We start from the raw sequence: 26,484 nt of genomic DNA, 5'->3' as shown, positions 1-26,484 counted from the left end.
TCCCGGACCTCCCTGGTCGCCCGGACGTGGCAGACCGGCCCTGACCCGGCCCGCGTCCCCCGCGGGGACCGCCGTCGTCCCGCCCCCGGTTCCTGCCGGGGTGCGGCGGTCCCCGCGCACCAGGCTTCTTGGCCTCGGCGCTCCCGCGCCGGGGCTTTCTTTCTCCGTGCCTCCTTTGCGGGCGAGGGGCCCTCCGTGCCCGGCGGTGTGCGCTTCCGCGCTACGGTCACGGGTGGTGCCTTTGCGGGCATCGTGGACCTCGCAGCCTAAGGAGCAGCCCGTGACCGTGCCTCTGCTGTCGGCCCTCGCCGAGAGCGCCCAGGACCGCCCCGACGCGCTCACCATCGCCGAGCACGCCTGTTCGCGCGAGGAACTGCTCGGAGCCGCGGGCGCCGTCGCCGGGCGGATCGCCGGGGCGTCGGTCGTCGCCGTACGGGCCGAGGCGTCGCTCGAGACGGTCGTCGCGGTCGTCGGCGGGCTGCTGGCCGGCGTACCGGTGGTCCCGCTGCCGCCGGACTCCGGGCAAACCGAGCGGGAGCACATTCTGCGCGACTCCGGCGCCGAGCTGCTGCTCGGCGGCGAGGCGGGCGGCGACTTCGGGATCGAGGGCGTGCCCGTCGACGTGCGGGAACGGGCCGCCTGGACCAAGCCCGAGCCCGCCCCGGACACCACCGCGCTGATCCTCTACACCTCGGGCACGACCGGCGCACCCAAGGGCGCGCTCATCTCGAGGCGCGCCCTGGCCGCCGACCTGGACGCGCTCGCGGAGGCGTGGGACTGGACCGCCGACGACACTCTGGTGCACGGGCTGCCGCTGTTCCATGTGCACGGCCTGGTGCTGGGCGTGCTGGGCGCGCTGCGCACCGGCAGCCGGCTGGTGCACACGGGACGGCCGACCCCGCAGGCGTACGCGGCCGCGGGCGGCAGCCTCTACTTCGGCGTGCCGACCGTCTGGTCCCGGGTGGTGCGGGAACCGGCGGTGGCGCGGGAGTTGAGCGGCGCGCGCCTGCTGGTGTCCGGCAGCGCGCCGCTGCCCGCGCCCGTCTTCCGGGACCTGGAGCAGCTGACCGGGCAGCGGCCGGTCGAGCGTTACGGCATGACCGAGACGCTGATCACGGTCAGCACGCGGGCGGGCGGCGAACGGCGGCCGGGATATGTGGGGACGCCGCTGTCCGGCATCCAGACGCGCATCGCCGTGGAGGAGGGCGCTCAGCACGCGGAGATCGGCGAGCTGCAGCTCAACGGCCCGACGCTGTTCAGCGGTTACCTCGGGCGGCCGGAGGCGACCGCGGCCTCCTTCACCGACGACGGGTGGTTCCGTACGGGCGACATCGCGGCGATCGAGCCGGACGGTATGCACCGTATCGTCGGGCGCGCCTCCACCGATCTGATCAAGTCCGGCGGCTACCGCATCGGGGCCGGGGAGGTGGAGAACGCGTTGCTCGACCACCCGGCGGTGCGGGAGGCGGCCGTGGTCGGCGCTCCGCACGACGACCTGGGTCAGGAGATCGTGGCGTACGTGGTCGCCGACGGGGTCACCGAGCGGGAGCTCGTCGACTTCGTGGCCGGGCGGCTGTCCGTCCACAAGCGGCCGCGCAAGGTCCGGTTCCTCGAAGCACTGCCGCGCAATGCGATGGGCAAGCCACAAAAGCGCCTGCTGCCGCCAGCGTGAGGCAGGTCCCCTCGCAGGGGACCCCTCGCAGGGGACCGCTACCTGCTCCTCAGCTGCGGCTGCCGTCAGGCGACGGCCAGTTCTCGCGGTGATCCCACGCCCATGCGGTGTGTCAGGACGGCGGTCTGCACCCGGTTGGTCGTTCCCAGCTTCGCGTAGATCGCGCTGATGTAGTCCTTCACCGTCGCCGGGCTGAGCAGCAGGGCCGCCGATCTCGACATTGGAAAGGCCCTTCATCAACAGGGTCAGGACTTCGTACTCCCGGCTGGTCAGGGCCATGGCCCGGGCCTGCGTCTCCGAGGGGAGGGCGCTGCCCCGCAGTCCGTCGACGATGGCGTGGGAAGCCGTCGGTGCGAGCACACTGCTGCCCGAGGCCAGCACCCATACCGCGTTGATCAGGTGCTGCGGGGGCATGTCGCGAAGCAGGAAGCCATCGGCACCGGCCATCAGCGTCTCGGCGGCGAACCGCTCGTTCGCCGAGCCTGCGAGGACGGCGATCTTCGGAAGACACCGCGGCGGCGCCCGCGGGATCGCCCTGGCCAGGGCCCTGCTGAGGGATGCCGAGATCATCCTGCTCGACGAGCCCACCTCGCAGCTGGACGGACTCAATGAGCTGCGACTGCGCGAGGTCGTCGATGACCTGTCCCGGGACCGGGCGGTCGTCGTGGTCGCCCACCGCATGTCCACCGTGCAGCACGCCGACCATGTGGTCGTGATGGACGGCGGCGCCGTGGTGGACGCGGGAACGCACCACGAACTCCTCGGCCGCAGCCCCCAGTACCGCGATCTTGTCGAGAGCCAGCAGTGGCCGGCCCTCGACGGGCGGGCCGTCCCTGCGTAGGCCGTCGTCAGGGGACGCCCACCGGGCCGAACGTGATCAGGAGCCCTCGCTTGCCTCGTCTGTATATGGTCATGCAGAGTTCTTGGTGACTGAATAGTTGCCATTGCTCGGCGGTTGATCGCTCGTATCGTGCGATCGATCCGCGGTGCTCCCGTATGAGGTGCACGACGATCAGGAGGGCTGAACGATGAGCGACGCGGGCGGCGGTACGGCTGGTGCGGCCGGTACGGCTGCGTCGGGTGCGTCCAGCGCGGCCGCCCGGCTGCAGAAGCTCTTCGAAGGGCACCGGCTGACACCGACACAGCGGCGCATCGCGCACTGCATGGTGCGGCGGGCTGCGGACGCCCCCTTCCTGTCGAGCGTGGAGCTGGCCGAGCTGGCCGGCGTGAGCCAGCCGTCGGTGACGAGGTTCGCGGTCGCGCTCGGCTTCGACGGTTATCCGGCGCTGCGCCGCCATCTGCGGGACGTCGCTCCGGCCCAGCGCAAGGCCGAGGGGGAGGCGTACAACGAGTACCAGCAGGCGGTGCAGGCCGAGATCGAGAATCTAAGGCATCTGGCGGCCATGCTGGCCGACCCGGAGCCCGTGGAGCGGGCCGGAAGGCTGCTCGCGGCGTCGCGGCCGCTGCCGGTGCTGGGGCTGCGCGCCGCCTCCGCGCAGGCGCGCGGCTTCGCGTACTTCGCGGCCAAGGTGCACCCGGACGTCCGGCTGCTGGACGAGGGCGGCACGATGCTCGCCGACCGGATCGACGCGGCGGGGCGTGCGGGAGCCAGCGCGCTCCTGTGCTTCGCGCTGCCGCGCCACCCGCGGGAGGTGCTGGATGCGCTGGACCACGCGCGGGGGGTGGGCCTGACGGTGGTGACCGTCGCCGACAGCGCGTTCGCTCCGGTGGCCAAGCACAGCGATCTGCTGCTGCCGGCCGCCGTGGGCACCGGGCTGTCCTTCGACACGGCCTGTGCGCCGATGTTGCTGGGGCGGGTCCTGCTGGAGGCGATGTGCGACGGACTGCCGGACGCTCAGGCGCGGTTGGAGGAGTTCGACGCGAGGGCCGCGGCGCGGGGCCTGTTCGTGGAGTAGCCGGGAACGAGCGGCTGTTCCGCCGGTTTCATGGCCATCCGCCCCTGGCGGAGCGCCGCACTGCCTCGGCGTCCCGGCGGGCCGCCGCGCACCCGCCGCCGCCTGAGGGCGGTGGCCCGACCACAGGCTGACGGTGCGCCGCACCTCTTCGGCCCCCTGACGGCGCGCTGTGCCAGTGCGGCGTCCTGACTGCGCGGTCCGGTCCTGCGCGGGCTGAGCGCACCGCGGTGCCGTGGCCCGCGCCTGCGGCGGTCGGGGCCGCCCGCCGGACGGCATCGCACCCGTGAGGAGGTCTGCGCTCCGCGGCGGGAGCGATGCCGTCCGACGGCTTCGCTCCCCTTACGGCTGGCGCAGGCCGATCAGCGCATCGCGCCGGCCGCCGCCGCTCTCGGCGACGATCTCCTCGACCGTCTGCAGCGGGCGTACGAGCCCGAACCGCACGCCCCCCGGTGCCGCCGGGTCCAGGGCGAACCCGTGCACGGCCGGACGCGGCAGGCTGTTGTACCCGTAGTGGTGGGAGAAGTAGTACGCCCCGGTGTCGAGCAGCGCGGCCAGGTCGCCTGCCTCGAACAGCGGCAGGGGCCGGTTCCGGGCGACGAGGTCGCCCGCGAAGCAGCAGGGTCCCGCGACATCCTGGGCGACAGCCGGGCCCGTCCTGGGCTGCCCTTCCGCGTCGTACGCCGCTACACGGATCGGCCAGGAGTCCGGAGCGAAGACGGTGCGCGTGGCCAGCTGGGCGCCCGCGTGCGTCACCGCGATCCGGCGGCCGCCCGCCGACTTGGTGTACTCGACCCGCGCGAGTACGAGGCCGTTCTTGGCGAGCAGGGCCCGGCCGAACTCGGTGACCAGCCCGTACCGCCCGTCGAACAGGCCGGGGACGGCCGCATGCAGCAGCCGCGCATAGTCGCGGAACGTCGGAAACGTCTCGTCCGAGGTGAAGTTGACCGGCAGCCCGCCGCCGAGATCGAGCATGTCGACCTGCCGGCGTCCGGCCGCCGCGTTGATGTCCTCGGCCAGCTCGTACGCCACGCGCACGCCTTCGGCCATCAGCTCCAGTGGGCACCCCTGGGAGCCGACATGGGCGTGCAGCCGGGTCAGCCAGGGCCGGTCCAGATAGGCGCGCAGCACCCACTCGCGCGCCCCCTCGTCGCGCAGTGCGACCCCGAACTTCGAATGCGTGGTGGCGGTGCTGAGCGCCTCGATGGTGCCGCTGCCGATTTGCGGATTGACGCGTACGCCAAGTGTGGACGCGGTCGGCGCGCCCTGGACGAGGGCATCGATCCGCGCCAGCTCCTGCGGGTTGTCGGCATGGACGGCGATGCCCAGGGCCAGCGCCTCGCGCAGCTCGTCAAGGGTCTTGGCGGGTGAGTCGAGGACCGTACGGTCCGCGGGTACGCCCGCCGCGCGGGCCAGCGCCAGCTCGCCCGGGCTGGCCACCTCGCAGCCGAGCCCTTCCGCGGCCAGCAACCGCAGAACGGGCACGAGCGAAGCCGCCTTCACGGCGAAGGTGTGCAGCACCGGGGGTGCCGTCGGGGGCCGCATCCCCACGGCCGCGTCGTCGAAGGCGGAGCGCAGCGCGGCGGCCGAGTCGCGGATGCCCGCCACGTCCAGCAGCCCGATGACGGGCTCCTCGGGCCCGATCAGCTCCTGCTCCACCGCGGCCCGTACGGCCAGGTCCCGCCGTCCCGCCGAGTTCAGATGCACATCCTCAGCCATGGGGCCAGCCAACCATCCGGCCCTGCCCGCCGCCCAGGCTTCGTCCGGAAAGGACCTCTTCGGGGAGCCCCTGTTGACTAGCTGTATTCAGTAGAGCCAAGATGTGAATAAGTTGATCCAATAGACGGCAGGGAGGCAGCGCCATGGCAGGACCGCGACCCGTGCGAGCGCCGCGTGGTACGGAACTGAGCGCTCGGGGCTGGCAGCAGGAGGCCGCCCTGCGGATGCTCCAGAACAACCTCGACCCCGAGGTCGCCGAGCACCCCGACAAGCTCGTCGTCTACGGCGGCACGGGCAAGGCGGCCCGCGACTGGCGCTCCTTCGACGCCATGGTCCGCACGCTGCGGACGCTGAAACAGGACGAGACGATGCTCGTCCAGTCCGGCCGCCCGGTCGGCGTCATGCGGACGCACGAGTGGGCGCCGCGCGTGCTCATCGCGAACTCCAACCTGGTGGGCGACTGGGCCACCTGGGAGGAGTTCCGCCGGCTCGAGGCCCTGGGCCTGACCATGTACGGCCAGATGACGGCCGGTTCCTGGATCTACATCGGCACGCAGGGCATCCTGCAGGGCACGTACGAGACCTTCGCCGCCGTCGCCGCCAAGCGCTTTGGCGGCACGCTCGCCGGGACGATCACCCTGACCGCCGGCCTGGGCGGCATGGGCGGCGCCCAGCCGCTCGCGGTCACCATGAACGACGGCGTCGCCATCTGCATCGACTGCGATCCGCGTGCCATCGAGCGCCGCATCGAGCACCGCTACCTTGATGTGAAGGCCGACAGCCTGGAGCACGCGCTGCGGCTCGCGACCGAGGCCCGCGACGACCGGCGCCCGCTGTCGATCGGCGTCCTCGGCAACGCCGCGGAACTCGTTCCGCGGTTGCTGGCGATGAACGCCCCCATCGACATCGTCACCGACCAGACCAGCGCCCACGACCCGCTGTCGTACCTGCCGCTCGGCGTCGACTTCGACGACATGGCCTCCTACGCCGCCGAGAAGCCCGCCGAGTTCACCCAGCGGGCGCGGGAATCCATGGCCAGGCACGTCGAGGCCATGGTCGGCTTCATGGACGCGGGCGCGGAGGTCTTCGACTACGGCAACTCGATCCGTGGCGAGGCGAAGCTGGCGGGCTTCGAGCGGGCCTTCGCCTTCCCCGGGTTCGTCCCCGCCTACATCCGCCCGCTCTTCTGCGAGGGGAAGGGCCCCTTCCGCTGGGCGGCGCTGTCGGGCGACCCGAAGGACATCGCGGCGACGGACAAGGCGATCCTCGACCTCTTCCCGGAGAACGAGTCACTGGCGCGCTGGATCAAGATGGCGGGGGAGCGGGTCCACTTCCAGGGCCTGCCCGCCCGTATCTGCTGGCTCGGCTACGGCGAGCGCGACAAGGCGGGCGAGCGGTTCAACGAGATGGTCGCCGACGGGACGCTGCGGGCGCCGATCGTCATCGGCCGCGACCACCTCGACTGCGGCTCGGTCGCGTCCCCTTACCGTGAGACCGAGGCGATGCTGGACGGCTCGGACGCGATCGCCGACTGGCCCTTGCTGAACGCCATGGTCAACGTCGCCTCGGGTGCGTCCTGGGTGTCCATCCACCACGGTGGCGGTGTCGGCATGGGCCGCTCTCTGCACGCCGGCCAGGTCACGGTCGCCGACGGTACGGCCCTGGCGGGCGAGAAGATCCGCCGTGTGCTGACCAACGACCCGGGCATGGGCGTCATCCGGCACGTTGACGCGGGCTACGACCGCGCGGACGAGGTCGCCGCCGAGCGCGGTGTCCGTATCCCGATGCGGGAGGACGCGTGAGCCCGGTTGTGGGCGGTCGTCCCGCCCCGCGGGACGACCGCCCACAACCGTCGTCCTTCCACGAGATGTGGCGCGACCTGCTGCCCATTGGCCGCTTCGCGGCCTCCGGCGGGTACCGGCGGTATGCCTGGACGGCGGCCGACGCCGACTGCCGCGCCTGGTTCCGCGCGCAGGCCGAGTCCCGCGGGCTGACCTACGAGCTGGACCGCAACGGCAACCAGTGGGCCTGGCTCGGCGACCCCACCGCCGGGGACGCCGTCGTCACCGGCTCGCACCTGGACTCCGTCCCCGACGGCGGAGCCTTCGACGGCCCGCTGGGCGTCGTCTCCGCCTTCGCCGCCCTCGACGAGCTCCGGGTGCGCGGTGCGCAGCCCCACCGGCCCATCGCGGTAGTCAACTTCGGCGACGAGGAGGGCGCCCGCTTCGGCCTCGCCTGTGTCGGGTCCCGGCTGACGGCCGGCCGGCTGACCGTCGAGCGGGCTCACGAGCTGCGCGACGCGGACGGAATCTCCCTCCCCGAGGCCATGGAGCGGGCCGGTTACGACCCGTCAGCCATTGGCCCCGACCCCGAACGGCTGGCCCGGATCGGCGCGTTCGTCGAACTGCACGTCGAGCAGGGCCGCGCCCTGGACCTGTGCGGCGCCCCGGTCGGCATCGCCTCCGCCATCTGGCCGCACGGCCGCTGGCGGTTCGACTTCCGAGGCGAGGCCAACCACGCCGGCACCACCCGCCTGAACGATCGCCGCGACCCTATGCTCACCTACGCCGACACCGTTCTCGCCGCCCGCGAGAGCGCCCGGCTCGCCGGTGCCCTGGCCACCTTCGGAAAGGTCGGCGCCGAGCCGAACGGCGTCAACGCCATCGCCTCCCTCGTCCGCGGCTGGCTCGACTCCCGCGCCCCCGACGAGGACACCCTCGCCTCCGTCGTCGCCGCGATCGAGCGCGCGGCGGTCGAGCGCGGCGAACGCGACGGCGTGGAGGTCAGCGTGACCCGGGAGTCCTTCACACCCGTGGTCGAGTTCGAGCACGGTCTGCGCGACGAGCTGGCCAATCTCCTGGGCAGGGACGGCGCGCCCGTCCCGGTGCTTCCCACCGGCGCGGGACACGACGCGGGTATTTTGTCCGCTTCGGTGCCCACCGCCATGCTGTTCGTACGCAACCCCACGGGCGTCTCACACTCTCCCGCCGAGTCGGCGACAGAGGACGACTGCCTCGCCGGGGTGACCGCACTCGCCGACGTACTGGAGGGCCTCGCGTGCCGCTGACGGCTCAGACCTACTGGGCGGATCACGCCTGGCTCAACGGCGCCGTCGAGCCCGGTGTGGTCATCGCCACCGAGGAGGAGGGCAAGATCACGGCCGTGCGCACCGGGGTCAAGTCCCCGCCGGCCGGCGCGGTCACCCTGCGCGGCCTCACCCTCCCCGGGCTGGCCAACGCCCACTCGCACGCCTTCCACCGTGCCCTGCGCGGCACCGTCCAGGCCGGCTCCGGCACCTTCTGGACCTGGCGCGATGTGATGTACGAGGTCGCCGACAAGCTCACTCCGGAGAACTACTTCGACCTCGCGCGGGCGGTCTACGCCGAGATGGCCCTGGCCGGCATCACCAGCGTGGGGGAATTCCACTATGTGCACCACGCCCCGGGCGGCACCCGCTATGGCGACCCCAACGCCATGGGCAAGGCGCTGATCGCCGCGGCTGCCGAAGCCGGTATTCGCATCACCCTTCTCGACACCTGCTATCTCTCCTCCGGGTTCGGCGCCGAGCCGAACGAACACCAGCTCCGCTTCAGCGACGGCACGGCCGAGGACTGGGCCGAACGGGTCTCGGCGCTGACCGCGCACGGCACCGCTCGCATCGGTGCGGCCATCCACTCCGTACGGGCCGTTCCGGCCGACCAGTTGAGCACCGTCGCCCAGTGGGCCCAGGAGCGCGAGGCGCCGCTGCACCTCCACCTCTCGGAGCAGTCCGCGGAAAACGACGCATGCGTGGAGGCGTACGGCTTCACCCCCACCCGGCTGCTCGCCGACCACGGGGTGCTGGGCCCGGGCACCACCGCCGTGCACGCCACCCACCTCACCCACGGCGACATCCACCTCCTCGGCAACTCGGCCACGGGTGTGTGCATGTGCCCCACCACGGAGCGGGACCTGGCCGACGGCATCGGCCCCGCCAAGCAGCTTCAGGACGCGGGCAGCCGGCTGTCCCTGGGCAGCGACAGCCACGCCGTCATCGACCTGCTCGAAGAGGCCCGCGCCATGGAGCTCGACGAGCGGCTGCGCACCCGCGTCCGCGGCCACTGGACCGCCGCGCAGCTGCTGCACGCCGCCACCGCCGCCGGCCACGCAGCCCTCGGCTGGCCGGAGTCGGGCCGCATCGAGCCAGGCGCGCCGGCCGACTTCATCACCGTGGCACTGGACACCGTCCGGACGGCAGGGCCGCCGCCCAGTCTGGCCGCCGAGACCGCGGTATTCGCCGCGACCAACGCGGACGTCCGCCACACGGTGATCGCAGGCCGCCATGTCGTACGGGACGGGATCCACCAGATGGTGCCGCACGTCCCCACCACGTTGTCCGAAGCCATCGCAGCCGTGCGCGGCTGAAGCGCTGCCGGGCGCCGCGCGCCCGGCCCTTCCCGCCCGACCGCCGCCGGGCAGGCGGTCGGGCGAACCCGAGCGACCCGAGCGCCCCCCAGCGGCCGAAGGAGCACAGCACCCCCATGACCACCGCGCCGAGCAGCACCACCTCGATCACCAACATCGCCGCTCTCGTCACCAACGACCCCTCCCTTGGCGAAGGCCCCCTCGGTCTCATCCAGGACGCGGCGGTCGTCATCGACGGCGACCGCATCGCCTGGGTTGGTGCATCCAGCAAAGCACCCGCCACTGACAACCGGATCGACGCCGGCGGCCGGGCCGTCATCCCCGGCTTCGTCGACTCGCACTCCCACCTGGTCTTCGCGGGCGACCGAACCGAGGAGTTCAACGCCCGGATGTCCGGCCGCGGTTACACCGCGGGCGGCATCCGTACCACCGTCGCCGCCACCCGCGCCGCGTCCGACAACGTCCTGCACGCCAACGTCCGCCGCTACGTCCACGAGGCGCTGCGCCAGGGCACCACGACCATCGAGACCAAGTCCGGCTACGGTCTGACCACCGAGGACGAGGCCCGGTCCGTGGCCATCGCCGCCGCCCACACCGACGAAGTGACCTTCCTCGGAGCGCACATCGTCGCCCCCGAGTTCGCCGACGACCCGGCCGCGTACGTCGCCCTCGTCACCGGTCCCATGCTCGACGCCTGCGCCCCCCACGCCCGCTGGATCGACGTCTTCTGCGAGAAGGGAGCCTTCAACGGCGACCAGGCCCGTGCGATCCTCACCGCCGGCGCCGCCCGCGGCCTGATCCCGCGCGTCCACGCCAACCAGCTGTCCCACGGCCCCGGCGTGCAGCTCGCCGTCGAACTGGGCGCGGCCTCCGCCGACCACTGCACCCACCTCACGGACGCCGACATCGACGCCCTTGCCCACAGCGACACCGTCGCCACCCTGCTGCCCGGCGCCGAGTTCTCCACCCGCGCGCAGTGGCCCGACGCGCGCCGCCTGCTCGACGCGGGCGCCACCGTCGCCCTGTCCACCGACTGCAACCCGGGTTCGTCCTTCACCAGCTCCATGCCGTTCTGCATCGCCCTCGCCGTACGCGACATGGGCATGACCCCCGATGAGGCGCTGTGGTCGGCGACGGCGGGCGGGGCCCGCGCCCTGCGCCGTACCGACGTGGGCCGGCTTGCCCCGGGAGCCCGCGCCGATCTGGCCCTGCTCGACGCCCCCTCCCACGTCCACCTGGCCTACCGCCCCGGCGTCCCCCTCGTCGCCGCCGTCTGGCACCGCGGCGAGCCCATGGCCGGCCACCACACGCTGGACTGACGCGCGGGCCGGAACATGCCGAAGGGCCCGCCCCCAGGGGGCGGGCCCTTCGGGCACACGCACACCGCACAGTGGCCGCTGGAGCAGCGTCACTCCTCGATCATCAGCCCCTTACGCAGCCGCCCCAGCGTCCGCGCGAGCAGCCGGGACACGTGCATTTGCGAGATGCCGAGCTCATCGCCGATCTCCGACTGCGTCATATTGGCGACGAAGCGCAGCGACAGGATCTTCCGGTCGCGCGGCGGGAGTTCCGCGATCAGCGGCTTCAAGGACTCGACGTACTCGATGCCTTCGAGTCCGTGGTCCTCGTAGCCGATGCGGTCCGCCAGCGCGCCCTCGGTGTCGTCCTCCTCGGGCTGGGCGTCCAGCGAGCTGGCGGTGTACGCGTTGCTCGCGGCCATGCCCTCGACGACCTCGTCGTTGCTGATCCCAAGCCGTTCGGCCAGTTCGGCCACGGTGGGCGCCCGGTCGAACGTCTGGGAGAGCTCGTCTCCTGCCTTGGCGAGGTCGAGCCGCAGCTCCTGCAGCCGCCTTGGAACCCGCACCGACCAACTGGTGTCACGGAAGAACCGCTTGATCTCACCGACGATCGTCGGCATCGCGAAGGTGGGGAATTCCACACCGCGGCTGAGCTCGAAGCGGTCGATCGCCTTGATCAGCCCGATGGTGCCGACCTGGACGATGTCCTCCATGGGCTCGCTGCGGGAGCGGAACCGGGAGGCCGCGAACTTCACCAGAGCCAGGTTGAGTTCGACCAGGGTGTTGCGGACGTACGAGTACTCGTGGGTGCCTTCCTCGAGCGACTCCAGGCGCGCGAAGAGGGTCTTGGACAGGGCCCTGGCATCCAGCGGCCCAACTTCGTCGTACGGCGGGATCTCGGGCAGGTCCGCGAAGAACTCCTCGTCGAGACCGTGAATGCCGTAAATCTCGTTGTTGATCTGCTCGGGCTGGTGATCGGTTGTCGACGTCGCGGTCCGGTCGCTCTCGTTTGCCTCGAGGGCGGTGTTCTCGGTACGCGTTGCGTCGAGCCGGGGTGACATGGTTCCTCCATGATTCTCGGCGTATGGCTGCCGAAGCCGATGTCGCTTCCTACGGTGTGCGGCGCCTCCAAAGCCGGCCGTGGTTCTACGGGTCCTTTCTAGCCCTACCCGGTTCACCCCCCGCAAAGCAAGGCCCGAATGATATGGAATGTCCCTTTCGAGGGGATGTTCGGCTACCGGTCGGCGTATCGAAGGCGTAGGGTTCGGGGTGCGCCGTCGCAAGCAACCAGAAGGGGTGCGCATGGACCGCGGGATGGTCGGCAGTACCAGTCGGGGCCGGCTCCGAGTCGGCGTCCGGCACCACGGATCCAGCGCTGTCGTGACGCCGGCGGGTGAGCTCGATCACCACACCGCCGAGCTGCTGCGCGAGCCGCTGGAAGGGTGTGTTGACGAGGGGGCCCCGCGCCTGGTCGTGGACTGCTCTCAGCTCGAGTTCTGCGACTCCACCGGGCTCAATGTCCTGCTCGGTGCGCGGCTCAAGGCCGAGGCCGCCGGCGGCAGTGTGCACCTGGTGGGAATGCTCCCCGTCGTCGCCCGTGTGTTTGAGATCACGGGCGCCGAAGCGGTCTTCTCTGTACATGACACTCTTGACGAGGCGCTCGCCGATACTCCGGCCGACTGACCGTCCGTCGTCCCCGCCACTCCGGAGCGTGACCGGCGTTGTATGGCTCACACGCTCCCATCCGAATTAGTGGGTGTTCTCACGGATCGGTCGGGCAGGAGACAGCTGAATCTGATGAACGTGTCAGGTGTTCGTTACCTCTGTATCGGCGAAACGGTGAGGTGAAGCGCTGATGAGCACCACTCGGCCGTACTCGCCGGGCGACCGCGGCCCGGAGTCGGACGGTGCTTCCCCTGCCGTTCCAGCGGCCGGAACAACCGGAGCGGTCGGAATGGACGGCCAAGTGCGCAGGCTGCGCCTTGCGGGCGTCAGCGGCATCGTCCCGACCGCTCGCGACTTCACCCGGCAGGCCCTGCGCGACTGGGGCTGGCTGCCCGCCGCCACCGCCGATCAGCGGGCCGCGGCCGAGGATGTGCTGCTCGTCGTCTCCGAGTTGGTCACCAACGCCTGTCTGCACGCCGAGGGCCCGGAGGAGCTGCGCGTCGGCTGTATCGGCAAGGTGCTCCGGCTGGAGGTCGTGGACCTCGGCTCGGGCTCGCCCGCACCCCGTACGCCGCACCGCGCGGGCCGCCCCGGCGGGCACGGCATGTTCATCGTCCAGCGGCTGTGCCTGGACTGGGGTGTCGTACGGAACCCCGAGGGCATCGGCAAGACGGTGTGGGCCGAGCTGGCCGCCCCCTCGTAGTCTCCCGCCGCGACTGCCCGCGATCCCTTCGTCATGCGAACACGCCGATCCGGCGTGTTCTTTGTCTTCCCTCTCAACGGTCCCTGGCGTACCGTCACCTGCCAATCTGATGTGTCGTCAGTATCACCCGGCAGCCGGACCTGATGAGAGGGGAGCCCCAGGTGTCCCGGACGAAGCGCCATGCGACGGGCCGCACGGGTGCGCTCGCCCTGGCCGCGGCAGTGGCCGGGGCCGCGGTGCTGCTGTCGGCCCCCGCCGCGCACGCCGACACGTGGCGCGGGCGCCTTCCAGGGCGGCGGGTCCACGGTAGCGAGACCGGAGCGAGCGACCATGGCGCCCTGCGGGCCCGCCCTGGGCACCGTGATCCTTCTCGGCGGCGCGGTCTTCACCTTCACACCGTGGCGCCGCCTGCGGGGCTGACCGGCCCCGTCGGTGCACACGCGGATGGGCCCGGCGCGCGAAAGCGCACCGGGCCCATCCGAAGGGGCTTACGTCAGTGGACGTCACCCGTCAGCTTGATGACCTTCTTGCGGTAGATCACGAAGGCCACACCCGCGAGGAACGCCAGGGCGCCCTGGACCGCGAAGGATGCCTCCGACAGGAACGCGTCGCCGATGACCAGCTGGACGATGGCCGCGACGCAGTCGCCCGCCGTGACGGCGAGGAACCACAGGCCCATCACCTGGCTGGCGTACTTGGCCGGGGCCAGCTTCGTGGAGACCGACAGGCCCACGGGCGACAGGCACAGCTCCGCGACGGTCTGGATCAGGTAGACCATGGTCAGCCACAGCGGGGAGACCTTGACGTCACCCGCGGCCGCGGCCTGGGCCAGCATCATCAGGCCGAAGGAGGCGCCGATGCCGATCAGGCCGAAGGCGAACTTCACCGTGGTGCTCGGGTTACGGCTGCCCAGCTTGATCCACAGCGCGGCGAGCACCGGGGCCAGCGCCATTACGAACAGCGGGTTCAGCGACTGGAACCAGCTGGTCGGGAAGGCGAAGCCGAAGAGCGTCGACGCGGTGTTCTTCTCGGCGAAGATCGACAGCGTGGAGCCGGACTGGTCGTAGATCATCCAGAAGGCGGCCGCCGCGATGAAGAACCAGATGTAGCCCGTCATCTTCGACTTCTCGTCCGCCGTCAGATCCCTGTCCCGGCGGATGCGGGCGAAGTAGACGGCGGGCAGCGCCAGGCCGGCCAGCGACAGCGGCCACAGCACCCAGTTGATGGTGAAGTGCCCGGTGAAGGTGACCACACCGTAGAAGGCCACGGCGGCGGCCAGCCAGATCAGGGCCTTCTTCAGCAGCGAGGCGCGCTCGGCGGCGGCCAGCGGCGCCGGGACGACACTGCTCACGGGGGCCAGGTTCTTGGTGCCGATGAGGAACTGGGCCAGACCCAGCGCCATGCCGACACCGGCCATCGCGAAGCCCAGGTGCCAGTTGACGGTCTGGCCGACGGTGCCGATGACCAGCGGGGCGAGGAAGGCACCGAGGTTGATGCCCATGTAGAAGATGGTGAAGCCGCCGTCACGACGCGGGTCGTTACGGTCCGGGTACAGCTGGCCCACCATCACCGAGATGTTGGACTTGAGCAGACCGGAACCGACGGCGATGAAGACCAGGCCGACGAAGAACGACGCCGTGAACGGCACGGCCAGCAGGAAGTGGCCGGTCATGATGATGGCGCCGGCGACCGCCACTGTCTTGCGGGGGCCCAGCAGGCGGTCGGCGACCCAACCACCCGGCATGGCCAGCAGGTACACCGTGGCGGTGTAGACGCTGTAGATGGCCGCGGCGGTCGCGGCACCAATGCCGAGGCCGCCCTTGGAGACCTCAGCCGTCAGGTAGAGGACCAGGAGCGCCCTCATGCCGTAGTAGCTGAAACGCTCCCACGTCTCGGTCATGAAGAGGGTGGCCAGACCGCGGGGGTGGCCGAAGAAGGTCTTGCCGCCGGACGCAGGGGTCCCCTGCGAGGCGGCGTCCTTCGTCAGGCTGGACGCCATGCTGTTTCCTTGCTGCTTCGGGACGCGGCCATTGCGCGGTCCGCGCCCGTATGGGGGGAAGGCGCACTGTCCTTGGAGAGCCGGTGGTGCCGGCCCCGCACAGAAGCGGAGACCTTCGGCGCGTTGGTCGGGCCAAAGGTCCCCGTGAGTGCTGTGGGACTTATCGCCACCATACGTTAGAACATGGCGGTAAATGGAAGAACTTGAGACATAGATCACAGTTGCCGCCGAAACGGTGACGTGCCTTCGACGGTAACCGGTCGTTCATCGGTCCGGTCCACAGGGCTCCATCGGCGTAGCCCTCCCCACCACCCGCGCGGACTACCATCACTCCATGACCCGAGTACTGCTCGCCGAGGACGACGCCTCCATCTCCGAGCCGCTCGCTCGCGCACTGCGCCGTGAGGGATACGAGGTCGAGGTGCGGGAGGACGGTCCCACCGCTCTCGACGCCGGCATGCAAGGGGGCGTCGATCTGCTCGTCCTCGACCTGGGCCTGCCCGGGATGGACGGTCTCGAGGTCTGCCGCCGTCTGCGTACCGAAGGCATGGGCTTCCCGGTGCTGGTGCTCACCGCCCGCGCCGACGAGGTGGACACCGTGGTCGGTCTCGACGCCGGTGCCGACGACTATGTGACCAAGCCGTTCCGGCTGGCCGAACTCCTGGCCCGGGTACGGGCCCTGCTGCGGCGGGGCGCCACGGACGCGCAGCCGCCCGCCACGCACGGTGTGCGGATCGACGTGGAGTCCCACCGCGCCTGGATGGGTGAGGAGGAGCTTCAGCTCACCGCGAAAGAGTTCGACCTGCTGCGGGTTCTGGTACGTGACGCCGGCCGGGTCGTCACGCGCGACCAGCTGATGCGCGAGGTCTGGGACACCACCTGGTGGTCCTCCACCAAGACCCTGGACATGCACATTTCCTGGCTGCGCAAGAAACTCGGCGACGACGCGGCGAACCCCCGCTACATCGCCACCGTGCGCGGCGTCGGCTTCCGATTCGAGAAGAGCTAGAACCCTGACGACCCGTGTCGCCCCGGCCCGGAGAGCACCGTGCGCCGCCGTCTGATCAACTCCACGCTCGCCGTGGTCCTTGTGGTGATCGCCGTCTTCGGCCTCTCCCTCGTCGTCGTCGAGGCGCGCACCATCGAGAACAGCGCGCAGGACAGCGTCGACTCCGAGGCCGTACGGTTGGTCAGCATCGTCGACAGCCGGCTGAGAGGCCGCGAGCCGGTCGGCCCGGACGTGCTGCGCGAGCAGATCACCCCCGACCGCTACGCCCGTATCGAGCTTCCGGGCCGGGCGCCCGTCGAACTCGGTGTGCGGCCCACCGGTGACGTCATCCAGGCCCGGGAGCGGGGCGAGGCCGGCGAGACGATCACCGTGCAGGAGTCCGCAGGCACCGTCAGCCAGGAGATCGGCCGCACCCTGCTGGTCATCCTGGCGGTCGCGCTGCTGGCCGTGCTCGCCGCGGTACTGCTGGCCGTACGGCAGGCGCACCGGCTGACCACACCGCTCACCGACCTCGCCGAGACCGCCGAGCGGCTGGGCTCAGGCGACCCGCGGCCGCGCCACCGGCGGTACGGCGTGCCGGAGCTGGACCGGGTCGCGGACGTCCTCGACGCGAGCGCCGAGCGCATCGGCCGGATGCTCACCGCCGAGCGGCGGCTGGCGGCCGATGCCTCGCACCAGCTGCGCACGCCGCTGACTGCCCTCTCCATGCGGCTGGAGGAGATCTCGGAGACCGACGATCTGACCACGGTCAAAGAAGAGGCGACGATCGCGCTCGGACAGGTCGAGCGGCTCACCGACGTCGTACAGCGGCTGCTCACCAACTCCCGCGACCCCCGCACCGGTTCGGCGGTCGCCTTCGACATCGACGAGGTCGTCAAGCAGCAGATCGAGGAGTGGCGCCCGGCGTATCGCAGTGCGAGCCGCGCCATCGTCTGCTCCGGGAAGAAGGGCCTGCGGGCCGTTGGTACGCCCGGCGCGGTCGCCCAGGTGCTGGCGACGCTGATCGAGAACTCACTGATGCACGGAGACGGGCCGGTGGCCCTGCGGACCCGGGTCACGGGCAACCAGGCGGTCATCGAGGTCACCGACGCGGGCCCGGGCGTCCCGCCCGACCTGGGCGCACGGGTCTTCGAGCGGACGGTCAGCGGGCGGAACTCCACCGGTCTCGGGCTGGCGGTCGCGCGCGACCTGGCGGAGGCGGACGGCGGACGGTTGGAGCTGCTTCAGCAGCGCCCTCCCGTCTTCGCCCTCTTCCTCAGCCGGGAAGCCGATCAGAACGTGACCCCGCGGAACTCCTGAGCGCTACGTGAGCCCTATGGGGTCGCGCTCCGGGAGCGCGTCCGGGGGCTCGGCGCCCGCTGGTTCGGGCAGCGCGCGGAACACCCAGGTGCGGTAGGACCAGAAGCGGAAGACCGTGCCGATGCCGAGTCCGATGCCGTTCTTGGCGATGTTGTCGGCGAGGGTCGAGGTGAACCCGAAGCCGTAGTGCGACAGGGCCAGGATGCCGTTTTCGATTATCAGGCCGATGCCGCTGAAGAGCAGGAAGAGCGACAGCTCGCGGCTGCGCCGGTTCTTGTCGGCGTCGCGATAGGTCCAGTACCGGTTGCCGAGGTAGTTCGTGCCGATCGCGACGACCGTGGCGATCACTCCGGAGCGCACCACCGCCAGATGAAGGGCGTGCACGCACAGATTGAAGACGACCAGGTTGACCAGGAATCCCATCGCGCCGACGGCCCCGAACTTGGCGGCCTCGCGGACCAGGTGATCCAGCCGCGAGCGCAGTGTGCGCCGTTCACTCATAGTGTTGGTATGGCTCCATTGTTCGGCGTGGGGGAACTCCCCCTGGGGTACCACCCGGGCCGTTGGGCCCAGGGGGGACTACCGCTGGGGGCACCCCCACCCAGCGGCGGCAGGGGAGATCGGCCTCGGCCTGGCGCCCTCATGCTAGCCACGGCTTCCGGGCGTCGCCCGCGGACGTGCCGTGGCGCGCGACACGCGTCCCCGAAGTCCGACATGGAGGATCCTCCAAGGAGAGCGCCGGAACAGTCCTGGTGTGCGGATACTCTTGGGGCGTGACGTTCCCTGTAGTCGGCATGGTCGGAGGCGGCCAGCTCGCCCGTATGACACACGAGGCGGGCATCCCCCTCGGCATCAAGTTCAAGCTCCTCAGCGACACTCCGCAGGACTCCGCGGCCCAGGTCGTGAACGAGGTCGTCGTCGGCGACTACCGCGACCTGGACACCCTTCGTGCTTTCGCACAAGGCTGCGATGTGATCACCTTCGATCACGAGCATGTTCCGACCGAGCACCTGCGTGCGCTGGAGGCCGACGGCATCCCCGTCCGCCCGGGCGCGGACGCCCTCGTACACGCCCAGGACAAGGGTGTGATGCGGGCCAAGCTCGACGCGATCGGCGTGCCGTGCCCGCGGCACCGGATCGTGACCGACCCGGCGGACGTGGTGCGCTTCGCAGAGGAAGCGGGGGTCCCCCCGGCGAAGCCAGGGGGAGGCTTCCCGGTCGTCCTCAAGACCGTGCGTGGCGGGTACGACGGCAAGGGCGTCTGGGTCGTCAGCAGCGAGCAGGAGGCGGAGGAGCCGTTCCGCGCCGGCGTCCCCGTCCTCGCCGAGGAGAAGGTCGACTTCGTCCGCGAGCTCGCCGCCAACGTCGTACGGTCCCCGCACGGCCAGGCCGTCGCCTACCCCGTCGTCGAGTCCATCCAGGTAAACGGCGTCTGCGACACGGTCATCGCCCCCGCCCCCGGCCTGTCGGACGAGCTGTCCGTGCAGGCCCAGCAGCTGGCGCTGACCATCGCCAAGGAGCTCGGGGTCGTCGGCCATCTCGCGGTGGAGCTGTTCGAGGCCCGCGGCGCCGACGGCACTCCGCAGGTCCTCGTCAACGAGCTCGCGATGCGTCCGCACAACTCCGGTCACTGGACCCAGGACGGCGCCATCACCTCCCAGTTCGCCAACCATGTGCGCGCCGTCCTCGACCTGCCGCTCGGCGACCCCCGCCCCCGCGCCCGCTGGACCGTCATGTCCAATGTCCTCGGCGGCGACTACCCCGACATGTACGCCGCGTACCTGCACTGCATGGCCCGGGATCCGCAGCTGAAGATCCATATGTATGGCAAGGATGTGAAGCCGGGCCGTAAGGTCGGGCACGTCAACACCTACGGCGACGACCTGGACGACGTGCGCGAGCGCGCCCGCCACGCCGCCGACTACCTGCGAGGGACGATCCAAGAGTGAGCAACCCCCAGCCTCTGGTCGGCATCGTGATGGGTTCCGACTCCGACTGGCCCGTCATGGAGGCCGCCGCCAAGGCCCTCGAGGAGTTCGAGGTGCCTTACGAGGTCGATGTCGTCTCCGCGCACCGCATGCCGCGCGAGATGGTCGCGTACGGCGAGCAGGCCGCCGACCGCGGCCTCAAGGCGATCATCGCCGGCGCCGGCGGGGCGGCCCACCTGCCGGGCATGCTCGCGTCCGTCACCCCGCTCCCGGTGATCGGCGTGCCCGTACCGCTCAAGTACCTGGACGGCATGGACAGTCTGCTGTCCATCGTCCAGATGCCGGCCGGCGTCCCTGTCGCCACCGTCTCCGTGGCCGGCGCGCGCAACGCCGGCCTTCTCGCGGTCCGTATGCTCGCCGCCCACGACAAGGAGCTGCTGGCCAGGATGCGCAGCTTCCAGGACGAACTGAACGAGCAGGCCACCGAGAAGGGCAGGCGGCTGCGCAACAAGGTCGGCGGGAACACGGGTTTCGGCTTCGGCGGGTAGCGGCGGAGTAGGGTCACGGCCATGAACGACCAGCTCGCCCAGGCCCGTGAACTTCTCGCCGCCCACCCCGTGGTCGACGGCCACAACGACCTCCCCTGGGCGCTGCGCGCACAGGTCCGCTACGACCTCGACCGTCGCGACATCGCCACCGACCAGAGCGAGCATCTGCACACCGACATCCCCAGGCTGCGGGCCGGCGGCGTCGGCGCGCAGTTCTGGTCGGTGTTCGTCCGGTCCGACCTGGCCGGCGACACAGCCGTCAGCGCCACCCTCGAGCAGATCGACGCCGTACGGCAGCTGACCGACCGCTACCCGGCGGACCTGCGGCTCGCCCTCACCGCCGACGACATGGAGGCGGCCCGCGCCGAGGGACGCATCGCCTCCCTGATGGGCGCCGAGGGCGGCCACTCCATCAACTGCTCGCTGGCCACCCTCCGCGCCCTGTACCGGCTGGGCGTGCGCTATATGACGCTCACCCACAACGACAACATCCCGTGGGCCGACTCGGCGACCGACGAGCCGAAGGCAGGCGGCCTCACCCGCTTCGGCGAAGAGGTCGTACGCGAGATGAACCGGATCGGCATGCTCGTCGACCTCTCCCATGTCTCGCCGGACACGATGCGCGACGCGCTGCGTGTCAGCGAGGCACCGGTGATCTTCTCGCACTCCTCCGCCCGCGCGGTGTGCGACCACCCGCGCAACGTCCCCGACGATGTGCTCGCGCTGACGGCCAAGGGCGGCGGTCTGGCGATGGTCACGTTCGTACCGAAGTTCATCCTCCCGGAAGCCATCGAGTGGACGCGGGCCGCCGACGAGAACATGCGCGCCCACGGCCTGCATCCGCTCGACACCACCGAGGAGGCGATGGCGGTCCACCGCGCCTTCGAGGAGGCGAACCCGCGCCCGGTCGCCACCACCGCCACCGTCGCCGACCACCTCGACCACATGCGTGAGGTCGCGGGCATCGACCACATCGGGATCGGCGGCGACTACGACGGCACGGCCTTCACTCCCGAGGGCCTGGAGGACGTGGCGGGCTACCCCAATCTCATCGCCGAGTTGCTGCGCCGCGGTTGGTCCCCATCCGACCTCGCCAAGCTCACCTGGCAGAACGCGGTCCGTACGCTGCGGGAGGCCGAGGCGGTGGCCCGCCGGCTGCAGAGCGAGCGCGGCCCGTCGAACATCACCATCGAAGAACTGGACGGCTGACGCACCGTTGACTCATCCGGAGGCCGCAGCGGGAGGGGTACACCCGGACGCCTCGCTCACCGCGAAAGCTTGATCACCCCGTGCCAGGGTGAGCGCAGACCTCACCGCCTAGTACGGAGTTCGAGTATGGCCGACCTTGCCACCGTGCTGCAGGACGCGCCCGCCTCAGTCGAGGCTGCCGACCACCCGCAGGAGCTGGTTCTGCGCCCTCCCGCCGCTGTGACCCCAGTCACTCGGACCCCCTCTGAGGACGCGGTGGACCAGGCCAGGGAACTGCTCGCCACCCACCCCGTCGTGGACGGCTTCAACGGGCTCCCATGGGTGCTGCGGGTGCGCTCCGGACATGAGCCGACGCCCGGCCGGTTCGAGCTCGACATCGGCGAGGCCGGGCTGCAGACCGACCTGCCGCGGCTGCGCGCGGGCCGCGTCGGCGCCCAGTTCTGGTCGGTGTCGGTGGCCGATGGCACCGCCGGGGACCGCCTGGTCAGCACCACCCTCGAGCAGATCGAGTTCGTCCACGCCCTGATCCGCGCCTACCCCGAGTCCCTGCGGCTGGCGCTCACCGCCGACGACATGATCGAGGCCCACAAGCGCGGCCGGGTCGCCTCACTGCTGGCGGCCGACGGCGGGCAGGCGATCAACTGCTCGCTCGGCACGCTGCGTACGTTCTTCACGCTCGGCGTGCGCCGGATGGCCCTCACCCAGGGCCGCAGCACACCGTGGGCGGACGAGGCGAACGACCAGTCCAGGGCCGGCGGCCTCACCGTCTTCGGTGAGGAGGTGGTGCGCGAGATGAACCGCCTCGGCATGCTCGTCGACCTGTCCCACAGCTCGCTCGCCACGATGCGGCGCACCCTGGCCGTCAGCAAGGCTCCCGTGGTCTTCGGGCACTGCGCTGCCCGCGCCGTCACCGACCACCCGGCCAACGTGCCGGACGACGTACTGTCGCTGATGGCCTCGGGCGGCGGTGTGTGCATGGTGACCTTCGAGGCGAAGTACGTGTCCGGCGGCGGGGCCGCGACCGTAGCGGATGTCGCCGACCACCTGGACCATGTACGGGAGGTGGCCGGGCCGGACCACGTCGGGCTCGCCGGTTCGTACGACACCGATGACGGCGGCGCGGCGCGGCCGGCCGGCCTGGAGGACGCCGCCGGCTATCCGCGGCTGATCGCCGAACTGCTGGAGCGCGGCTGGTCCACCGAGGATCTGACGAAGCTGACGTGGCGGAACATGCTCCGGGTGATGCGGGATGTGGAATTCACCGCCAGGTCGGCCCAGGCCCGCCGCGAACCGTCGACGGCGACCATGGCCCGCCTCGACGGGCACAGCGCGTACCGGATGTTCCGGAACCGATCCGGGGCGGACTGAGCCGAGGGGCGGACCGTAGCCGCCGGCGGCGGGGTCAGGCCCGCGGCCGGCCCAGCGCGCGGTAGCTCCAGCCCGCCTCGCGCCACAGCTCGGGGTCCAGCGAATTGCGCCCGTCCAGCAGCCGGCGCTCCGCGACCACCGCGCCCAGCTCCGCCGGGTCCAGGTCGCGGAACTCCTGCCACTCGGTGAGGTGCAGCACGACATCGGCGGAGTGCGCCGCCTCCAGCGCGGTGGGGGCGTAGCCGAGTGTCGGGAAGAGGCGGCGGGCGTTGTCCATGCCCTTGGGGTCGTAGACCGTGACCTGGCCGCCCTGCAGGTGGATCTGCCCGGCGACGTTGAGCGCGGGCGAGTCCCGTACGTCGTCGGAGTCCGGCTTGAACGTCGCGCCGAGGACGGCGACGCGCTTGCCGAGGAAGGAGCCGCCCACGGCGTCGCGGGCCAGCTCCACCATGTGCCCGCGGCGGCGCATGTTGATCGAGTCGATCTCACGCAGGAAGGTCAGCGCCTGGTCGGCGCCCAGCTCGCCCGCCCGGGCCATGAACGCGCGCAGGTCCTTGGGCAGGCAGCCGCCGCCGAAGCCGATGCCGGCGCGCAGGAACTTCTTGCCGATGCGCTCGTCGTGGCCGATGGCCTCGGCGAGCTTGACCACATCGCCGTCGGCCGCCTCGCACACCTCTGCCATCGCGTTGATGAAGGAGATCTTGGTGGCGAGGAAGGAGTTGGCGGCGGTCTTCACCAGCTCGGCCGTCGGGTAGTCGGTGACGACGAACGGCGAGCCCTCCGCGATCGGGGCCGCGTAGACCTCGCGCAGCTGCTTCTCCGCCTGCTCGCTCGCGACACCGACGACGATCCGGTCCGGGTGCAGGGTGTCCTGGACGGCGAATCCCTCGCGCAGGAACTCCGGGTTCCAGGCCAGTTCGGCGTCCGGACCCGCCGGAGCCAGCTCCGCCAGCCGGGCGGCCAGCCGGGCCGCGCTGCCGACCGGCACGGTGGACTTGCCGACGACCAGCGCGGGACGGTGCAGATGCGGGGCCAGCGATTCCACGGCGGCGTCCACATATCGCATGTCGCAGGCGTATTCACCGTGCTTTTGCGGGGTGTTCACGCAGATGAAGTGAATATCACCGAATTCGCCGGCCTCGGCGTAGGAGGTGGTGAAACGCAGCCGGCCGCTGGAGCCCTCGATTCCCGCGACGTGCCGCCGCAGCAGCTCTTCCAGCCCCGGTTCGTACATCGGCACCGTGCCCGCCGAGAGCATCTCGACCTTCTCGGTGGCTATGTCCAGGCCCAGCACCTCAAAGCCCAGTTCCGCCATCGCGGCAGCGTGCGTGGCGCCTAGGTAGCCGGTGCCGATCACGGTGATCTTCGGGGCCATGTGTGCTCCATGGTGGTGCGGGCTGGACTGCGGCCCCGAGCATAGCCCGCGGGCATGAGGGGCACGGGAAAATGCTGTCAGCAAGCTCACGTACCGCGATGGGCGGCTCACCCCTAGAATCGTGTTACTTAACAGTAGTTAATTAATGGGGAGTGAGAAGCCTTGGCGGGAGCCGCTGATTTCGACCTGTACCGGCCGTCCGAGGAGCACGACATGCTCCGCGACTCGGTGCGCTCGCTCGCCGAGGCGAAGATCGCGCCGTTCGCCGCCGAGGTGGACGAGGAGGGCCGCTTCCCCCAGGAGGCACTCGAGGCGCTGGTCGCCAATGACCTGCACGCGGTGCACGTGCCGGAGGAGTACGGGGGCGCGGGCGCGGACGCGCTGGCGACCGTGATCGTCATCGAGGAGGTGGCGCGCGTATGCGCCTCGTCCTCCCTGATACCGGCGGTCAACAAGCTCGGCTCTATGCCGGTGATCCTCTCCGGCTCCGAGGACCTGAAGAAGAGGTACCTGGGCCCGCTCGCTCAGGGCCAGGCGATGTTCTCGTACTGCCTCTCCGAGCCGGACGCGGGCTCGGACGCCGCCGGCATGAAGACCAAGGCCGTACGGGACGGCGACGGTTACGTGCTCAACGGCGTGAAGCGGTGGATCACCAACGCCGGGGTGAGCGAGTACTACACGGTGATGGCCGTCACCGACCCGGACAAGCGCAGCAAGGGCATCTCCGCCTTCGTGGTGGAGAAGGGCGACGAGGGCGTTTCCTTCGGCGCGCCGGAGAAGAAGCTGGGCATCAAGGGCTCGCCCACCCGCGAGGTCTACCTGGACAACGTCCGCATCCCCGCCGACCGCATGATCGGCGAGGAGGGCACCGGCTTCGCCACCGCCATGAAGACCCTGGACCACACCCGCATCACCATCGCGGCGCAGGCGCTCGGCATCGCCCAGGGGGCGCTGGACTACGCCAAGGGCTATGTCCAGGAGCGCAAGCAGTTCGGCAAGGCGATCGCCGACTTCCAGGGCATCCAGTTCATGCTCGCCGACATGGCGATGAAGCTGGAGGCCGCCCGCCAGCTCACCTACGCGGCTGCCGCCAAGTCCGAGCGGCTCGATGGCGACCTGACCTTCTACGGCGCCGCGGCCAAGTGCTTCGCCTCCGACGTGGCGATGGAGATCACCACGGACGCGGTCCAGCTGCTCGGCGGTTACGGCTACACCCGCGACTACCCGGTCGAGCGCATGATGCGCGACGCGAAGATCACCCAGATCTACGAGGGCACCAACCAGGTCCAGCGGATCGTGATGGCGCGGAACCTTCCGTAACGCCGGCCGCGAAGCCATGAGCCAGAGGCACCCTCCGGGGTGCCTCTGGTCTTTCCCGACGGCCTCTACAGGTGGCGGATGTCGTTCACCGAGAAGCGCGGGGCCCGGCGGGGCGGGGCAAGGCCCGACAGCAGGATGAGCCGGCACGCGCGGTGGCGTTGCCCGGCGTAGGGCTCGAGCAGTTCGAGCATGCCCTCGTCATCAGTGCCGCGCCGGCCCGTGAGCGCATAGCCGATGATCTTCGGCAGATGGAGGTCGCCGACCGTTACCGCGTCCGGGGCCCCGTTGCTGCGCTGCAGGGTCTCGGCCGCCGTCCACGGGCCGATGCCCGGGATCGCCTGGAGCCGACGGCCGGCGGCGGCGAGGTCCATCGCCGTGGCCTCCTCCAGCCGTCGGGCCACCCGTGCCGCGCGGACGATCGTCGCCGAGCGCTTGCCGTCCACGCCCGCCCGGTGCCACTCCCAGGACGGGATCATGGCCCAGGCCCGCGCGTCGGGCATCACCCGCAGCCGCTCCAGCGGACCGGGGGCCGGTTCGCCGTGGCGCTGCAGGAGCAGACGCCAGGCGCGGTACGCCTCGTCGCTGGTGACCTTCTGCTCCAGGATCGAGGGGATCAGGGATTCCAGGACGAGGCCGGTGCGGGTCAGCCGCAGTCCGGGGTGGCGGCGGTGCATCTCGTGCACCAGGCGGTGGCGCGGTACGAAGTCACCGGGCTCGTCGACCGCGCCGAGCAGGGCGGGCAGCGTATCGAGCAGCCAGTCCGCTCCCGGTCCCCAGGCCTCGGCTTCGACCGCGCCGCCCCGTAGGGCGAAGCGCAGGGTGCCGGGGCCGGCCGGGGTGCGGCTGGCGCGCCAGATGGAGCCGTCGGGGGTGGTACGGAAGGCGGGGTCGCCGGGTCCGCGGCGCAGCGGACCGACGGTCGCGCCGAGGGCGAGGGGGTAGGGCGGTGTCCACCGGCGGACACGGCCGGCCTCGGCGATGACCGCGGGCCGCCGCTGAGCCGTGATGGGCACGCGTGTGTAACCGCCGCGCACGGTAGTGCGGTTGAGCCGTTC

The 26,484-nt window shown here is 71.0% G+C and carries 23 protein-coding genes; 16 read left to right on the top strand and 7 right to left on the bottom strand.

Annotated elements, in window-relative coordinates; genetic code table 11:
• The first annotated feature begins 280 nt into the window (after positions 1–280).
• The gene (locus ACY34J_RS20795) at positions 281–1,672 is read left to right on the top strand and encodes an acyl-CoA synthetase (protein ID WP_462727968.1); all 1,392 of its coding nucleotides are present in this window, start codon (positions 281–283) and stop codon (positions 1,670–1,672) included.
• 65 nt (positions 1,673–1,737) lie between these two features.
• On the opposite strand, the gene ACY34J_RS20790 is transcribed toward ACY34J_RS20795, so the two are convergent.
• Positions 1,738–1,893: a LuxR C-terminal-related transcriptional regulator gene (locus tag ACY34J_RS20790; RefSeq protein ID WP_462727969.1), complete on the bottom strand. Its 156-nt coding sequence runs from the start codon at positions 1,891–1,893 to the stop codon at positions 1,738–1,740.
• Between the two features lie 191 nt (positions 1,894–2,084).
• Here ACY34J_RS20790 and ACY34J_RS20785 point away from each other — a divergent pair, with 191 nt between their 5' ends.
• The gene (locus ACY34J_RS20785) at positions 2,085–2,513 is read left to right on the top strand and encodes a hypothetical protein (protein ID WP_462727970.1); all 429 of its coding nucleotides are present in this window, start codon (positions 2,085–2,087) and stop codon (positions 2,511–2,513) included.
• A 187-nt stretch (positions 2,514–2,700) separates the two neighbouring features.
• The gene (locus tag ACY34J_RS20780; RefSeq protein WP_462727971.1) at positions 2,701–3,588 is read left to right on the top strand and encodes a MurR/RpiR family transcriptional regulator; all 888 of its coding nucleotides are present in this window, start codon (positions 2,701–2,703) and stop codon (positions 3,586–3,588) included.
• Between the two features lie 339 nt (positions 3,589–3,927).
• Here ACY34J_RS20780 and ACY34J_RS20775 read toward each other — a convergent pair whose 3' ends face one another.
• The gene (locus tag ACY34J_RS20775; protein WP_462727972.1) at positions 3,928–5,304 is read right to left on the bottom strand and encodes a type III PLP-dependent enzyme domain-containing protein; all 1,377 of its coding nucleotides are present in this window, start codon (positions 5,302–5,304) and stop codon (positions 3,928–3,930) included.
• A gap of 143 nt (positions 5,305–5,447) precedes the next feature.
• Here ACY34J_RS20775 and hutU point away from each other — a divergent pair, with 143 nt between their 5' ends.
• The 4 genes from hutU to hutI all read left to right on the top strand — a co-directional run bounded on the left by hutU (position 5,448) and on the right by hutI (position 11,027).
• Positions 5,448–7,106, top strand: a complete 1,659-nt coding sequence (gene hutU, locus ACY34J_RS20770) for a urocanate hydratase (RefSeq protein WP_462727973.1) — start codon at positions 5,448–5,450, stop codon at positions 7,104–7,106.
• Between the two features lie 65 nt (positions 7,107–7,171).
• On the top strand, positions 7,172–8,371 hold the full coding sequence (locus ACY34J_RS20765; protein WP_462728010.1) for an allantoate amidohydrolase: 1,200 nt from the start codon (positions 7,172–7,174) through the stop codon (positions 8,369–8,371).
• A complete protein-coding gene (locus tag ACY34J_RS20760; RefSeq protein ID WP_462727974.1) occupies positions 8,362–9,708 on the top strand; it encodes a formimidoylglutamate deiminase in 1,347 nt (448 codons plus the stop codon). Before ACY34J_RS20765 ends, ACY34J_RS20760 begins: the two co-directional genes overlap by 10 nt.
• Before the next feature lie 116 nt (positions 9,709–9,824).
• Complete coding sequence (gene hutI / locus ACY34J_RS20755) at positions 9,825–11,027, top strand: imidazolonepropionase (RefSeq protein ID WP_462727975.1); 1,203 nt, start codon at positions 9,825–9,827, stop codon at positions 11,025–11,027.
• Between the two features lie 89 nt (positions 11,028–11,116).
• Here the strand turns inward: hutI and ACY34J_RS20750 are convergent, their stop codons facing one another.
• On the bottom strand, positions 11,117–12,067 hold the full coding sequence (locus tag ACY34J_RS20750) for an RNA polymerase sigma factor SigF (RefSeq protein WP_462727976.1): 951 nt from the start codon (positions 12,065–12,067) through the stop codon (positions 11,117–11,119).
• 241 nt (positions 12,068–12,308) lie between these two features.
• Here ACY34J_RS20750 and ACY34J_RS20745 point away from each other — a divergent pair, with 241 nt between their 5' ends.
• Entirely contained in the window at positions 12,309–12,689 is a 381-nt protein-coding gene (locus tag ACY34J_RS20745; RefSeq protein WP_462727977.1) for an STAS domain-containing protein, read from the top strand.
• A 172-nt stretch (positions 12,690–12,861) separates the two neighbouring features.
• Complete coding sequence (locus ACY34J_RS20740) at positions 12,862–13,374, top strand: ATP-binding protein (RefSeq protein ID WP_462727978.1); 513 nt, start codon at positions 12,862–12,864, stop codon at positions 13,372–13,374.
• 493 nt (positions 13,375–13,867) lie between these two features.
• Here the strand turns inward: ACY34J_RS20740 and ACY34J_RS20735 are convergent, their stop codons facing one another.
• A complete protein-coding gene (locus ACY34J_RS20735) occupies positions 13,868–15,373 on the bottom strand; it encodes a peptide MFS transporter (protein ID WP_462727979.1) in 1,506 nt (501 codons plus the stop codon).
• 334 nt (positions 15,374–15,707) lie between these two features.
• On the opposite strand from ACY34J_RS20735, the gene ACY34J_RS20730 reads away from it, so the two are divergent.
• On the top strand, positions 15,708–16,382 hold the full coding sequence (locus ACY34J_RS20730; protein WP_462727980.1) for a response regulator transcription factor: 675 nt from the start codon (positions 15,708–15,710) through the stop codon (positions 16,380–16,382).
• Between the two features lie 39 nt (positions 16,383–16,421).
• A complete protein-coding gene (locus tag ACY34J_RS20725; protein ID WP_462727981.1) occupies positions 16,422–17,681 on the top strand; it encodes an ATP-binding protein in 1,260 nt (419 codons plus the stop codon).
• Positions 17,682–17,684: 3 nt separating this feature from the next.
• On the opposite strand, the gene ACY34J_RS20720 is transcribed toward ACY34J_RS20725, so the two are convergent.
• Positions 17,685–18,182 (bottom strand): GtrA family protein, encoded by a 498-nt coding sequence (locus tag ACY34J_RS20720; RefSeq protein ID WP_462727982.1) that lies wholly within the window; start codon positions 18,180–18,182, stop codon positions 17,685–17,687.
• Positions 18,183–18,475: 293 nt separating this feature from the next.
• Between ACY34J_RS20720 and ACY34J_RS20715 the strand changes: the two genes are divergently transcribed.
• From ACY34J_RS20715 to ACY34J_RS20700, 4 genes are all read left to right on the top strand, one after another.
• Complete coding sequence (locus ACY34J_RS20715) at positions 18,476–19,630, top strand: 5-(carboxyamino)imidazole ribonucleotide synthase (RefSeq protein ID WP_462728011.1); 1,155 nt, start codon at positions 18,476–18,478, stop codon at positions 19,628–19,630.
• Between the two features lie 29 nt (positions 19,631–19,659).
• Complete coding sequence (gene purE / locus ACY34J_RS20710) at positions 19,660–20,157, top strand: 5-(carboxyamino)imidazole ribonucleotide mutase (protein ID WP_462728012.1); 498 nt, start codon at positions 19,660–19,662, stop codon at positions 20,155–20,157.
• Between the two features lie 21 nt (positions 20,158–20,178).
• Positions 20,179–21,366, top strand: a complete 1,188-nt coding sequence (locus tag ACY34J_RS20705; protein ID WP_462727983.1) for a dipeptidase — start codon at positions 20,179–20,181, stop codon at positions 21,364–21,366.
• Between the two features lie 126 nt (positions 21,367–21,492).
• Entirely contained in the window at positions 21,493–22,734 is a 1,242-nt protein-coding gene (locus tag ACY34J_RS20700; RefSeq protein ID WP_462727984.1) for a dipeptidase, read from the top strand.
• A 34-nt stretch (positions 22,735–22,768) separates the two neighbouring features.
• On the opposite strand, the gene ACY34J_RS20695 is transcribed toward ACY34J_RS20700, so the two are convergent.
• The gene (locus tag ACY34J_RS20695; protein ID WP_462727985.1) at positions 22,769–24,109 is read right to left on the bottom strand and encodes a UDP-glucose dehydrogenase family protein; all 1,341 of its coding nucleotides are present in this window, start codon (positions 24,107–24,109) and stop codon (positions 22,769–22,771) included.
• A 162-nt stretch (positions 24,110–24,271) separates the two neighbouring features.
• Here ACY34J_RS20695 and ACY34J_RS20690 point away from each other — a divergent pair, with 162 nt between their 5' ends.
• Complete coding sequence (locus ACY34J_RS20690; protein WP_462727986.1) at positions 24,272–25,429, top strand: acyl-CoA dehydrogenase; 1,158 nt, start codon at positions 24,272–24,274, stop codon at positions 25,427–25,429.
• 65 nt (positions 25,430–25,494) lie between these two features.
• On the opposite strand, the gene ACY34J_RS20685 is transcribed toward ACY34J_RS20690, so the two are convergent.
• Positions 25,495–26,436, bottom strand: a complete 942-nt coding sequence (locus ACY34J_RS20685; protein WP_462728013.1) for a DNA-3-methyladenine glycosylase family protein — start codon at positions 26,434–26,436, stop codon at positions 25,495–25,497.
• Positions 26,437–26,484: the final 48 nt, after the last annotated feature.

Source organism: Streptomyces sp. HSS9-12 (genome assembly GCF_054963655.1).
Note: the sequence above shows the minus strand (reverse complement) of the source record. Positions and strands in the feature narration are given on the sequence as shown.

Bases quoted from the DNA above. Each gene is read 5' to 3' on its own strand.
- ACY34J_RS20790 (WP_462727969.1), bottom strand. From the start codon at position 1,893: ATGTCGAGATCGGCGGCCCTGCTGCTCAGCCCGGCGACGGTGAAGGAC.
- ACY34J_RS20785 (WP_462727970.1), top strand. From the start codon at position 2,085: ATGTCGCGAAGCAGGAAGCCATCGGCACCGGCCATCAGCGTCTCGGCG.
- ACY34J_RS20780 (WP_462727971.1), top strand. From the start codon at position 2,701: ATGAGCGACGCGGGCGGCGGTACGGCTGGTGCGGCCGGTACGGCTGCG.
- ACY34J_RS20775 (WP_462727972.1), bottom strand. From the start codon at position 5,304: ATGGCTGAGGATGTGCATCTGAACTCGGCGGGACGGCGGGACCTGGCC.
- hutU (WP_462727973.1), top strand. From the start codon at position 5,448: ATGGCAGGACCGCGACCCGTGCGAGCGCCGCGTGGTACGGAACTGAGC.
- ACY34J_RS20765 (WP_462728010.1), top strand. From the start codon at position 7,172: ATGTGGCGCGACCTGCTGCCCATTGGCCGCTTCGCGGCCTCCGGCGGG.
- hutI (WP_462727975.1), top strand. From the start codon at position 9,825: ATGACCACCGCGCCGAGCAGCACCACCTCGATCACCAACATCGCCGCT.
- ACY34J_RS20750 (WP_462727976.1), bottom strand. From the start codon at position 12,067: ATGTCACCCCGGCTCGACGCAACGCGTACCGAGAACACCGCCCTCGAG.
- ACY34J_RS20745 (WP_462727977.1), top strand. From the start codon at position 12,309: ATGGACCGCGGGATGGTCGGCAGTACCAGTCGGGGCCGGCTCCGAGTC.
- ACY34J_RS20740 (WP_462727978.1), top strand. From the start codon at position 12,862: ATGAGCACCACTCGGCCGTACTCGCCGGGCGACCGCGGCCCGGAGTCG.
- ACY34J_RS20735 (WP_462727979.1), bottom strand. From the start codon at position 15,373: ATGGCGTCCAGCCTGACGAAGGACGCCGCCTCGCAGGGGACCCCTGCG.
- ACY34J_RS20730 (WP_462727980.1), top strand. From the start codon at position 15,708: ATGACCCGAGTACTGCTCGCCGAGGACGACGCCTCCATCTCCGAGCCG.
- ACY34J_RS20720 (WP_462727982.1), bottom strand. From the start codon at position 18,182: ATGAGTGAACGGCGCACACTGCGCTCGCGGCTGGATCACCTGGTCCGC.
- ACY34J_RS20715 (WP_462728011.1), top strand. From the start codon at position 18,476: ATGGTCGGAGGCGGCCAGCTCGCCCGTATGACACACGAGGCGGGCATC.
- purE (WP_462728012.1), top strand. From the start codon at position 19,660: ATGGGTTCCGACTCCGACTGGCCCGTCATGGAGGCCGCCGCCAAGGCC.
- ACY34J_RS20705 (WP_462727983.1), top strand. From the start codon at position 20,179: ATGAACGACCAGCTCGCCCAGGCCCGTGAACTTCTCGCCGCCCACCCC.
- ACY34J_RS20700 (WP_462727984.1), top strand. From the start codon at position 21,493: ATGGCCGACCTTGCCACCGTGCTGCAGGACGCGCCCGCCTCAGTCGAG.
- ACY34J_RS20695 (WP_462727985.1), bottom strand. From the start codon at position 24,109: ATGGCCCCGAAGATCACCGTGATCGGCACCGGCTACCTAGGCGCCACG.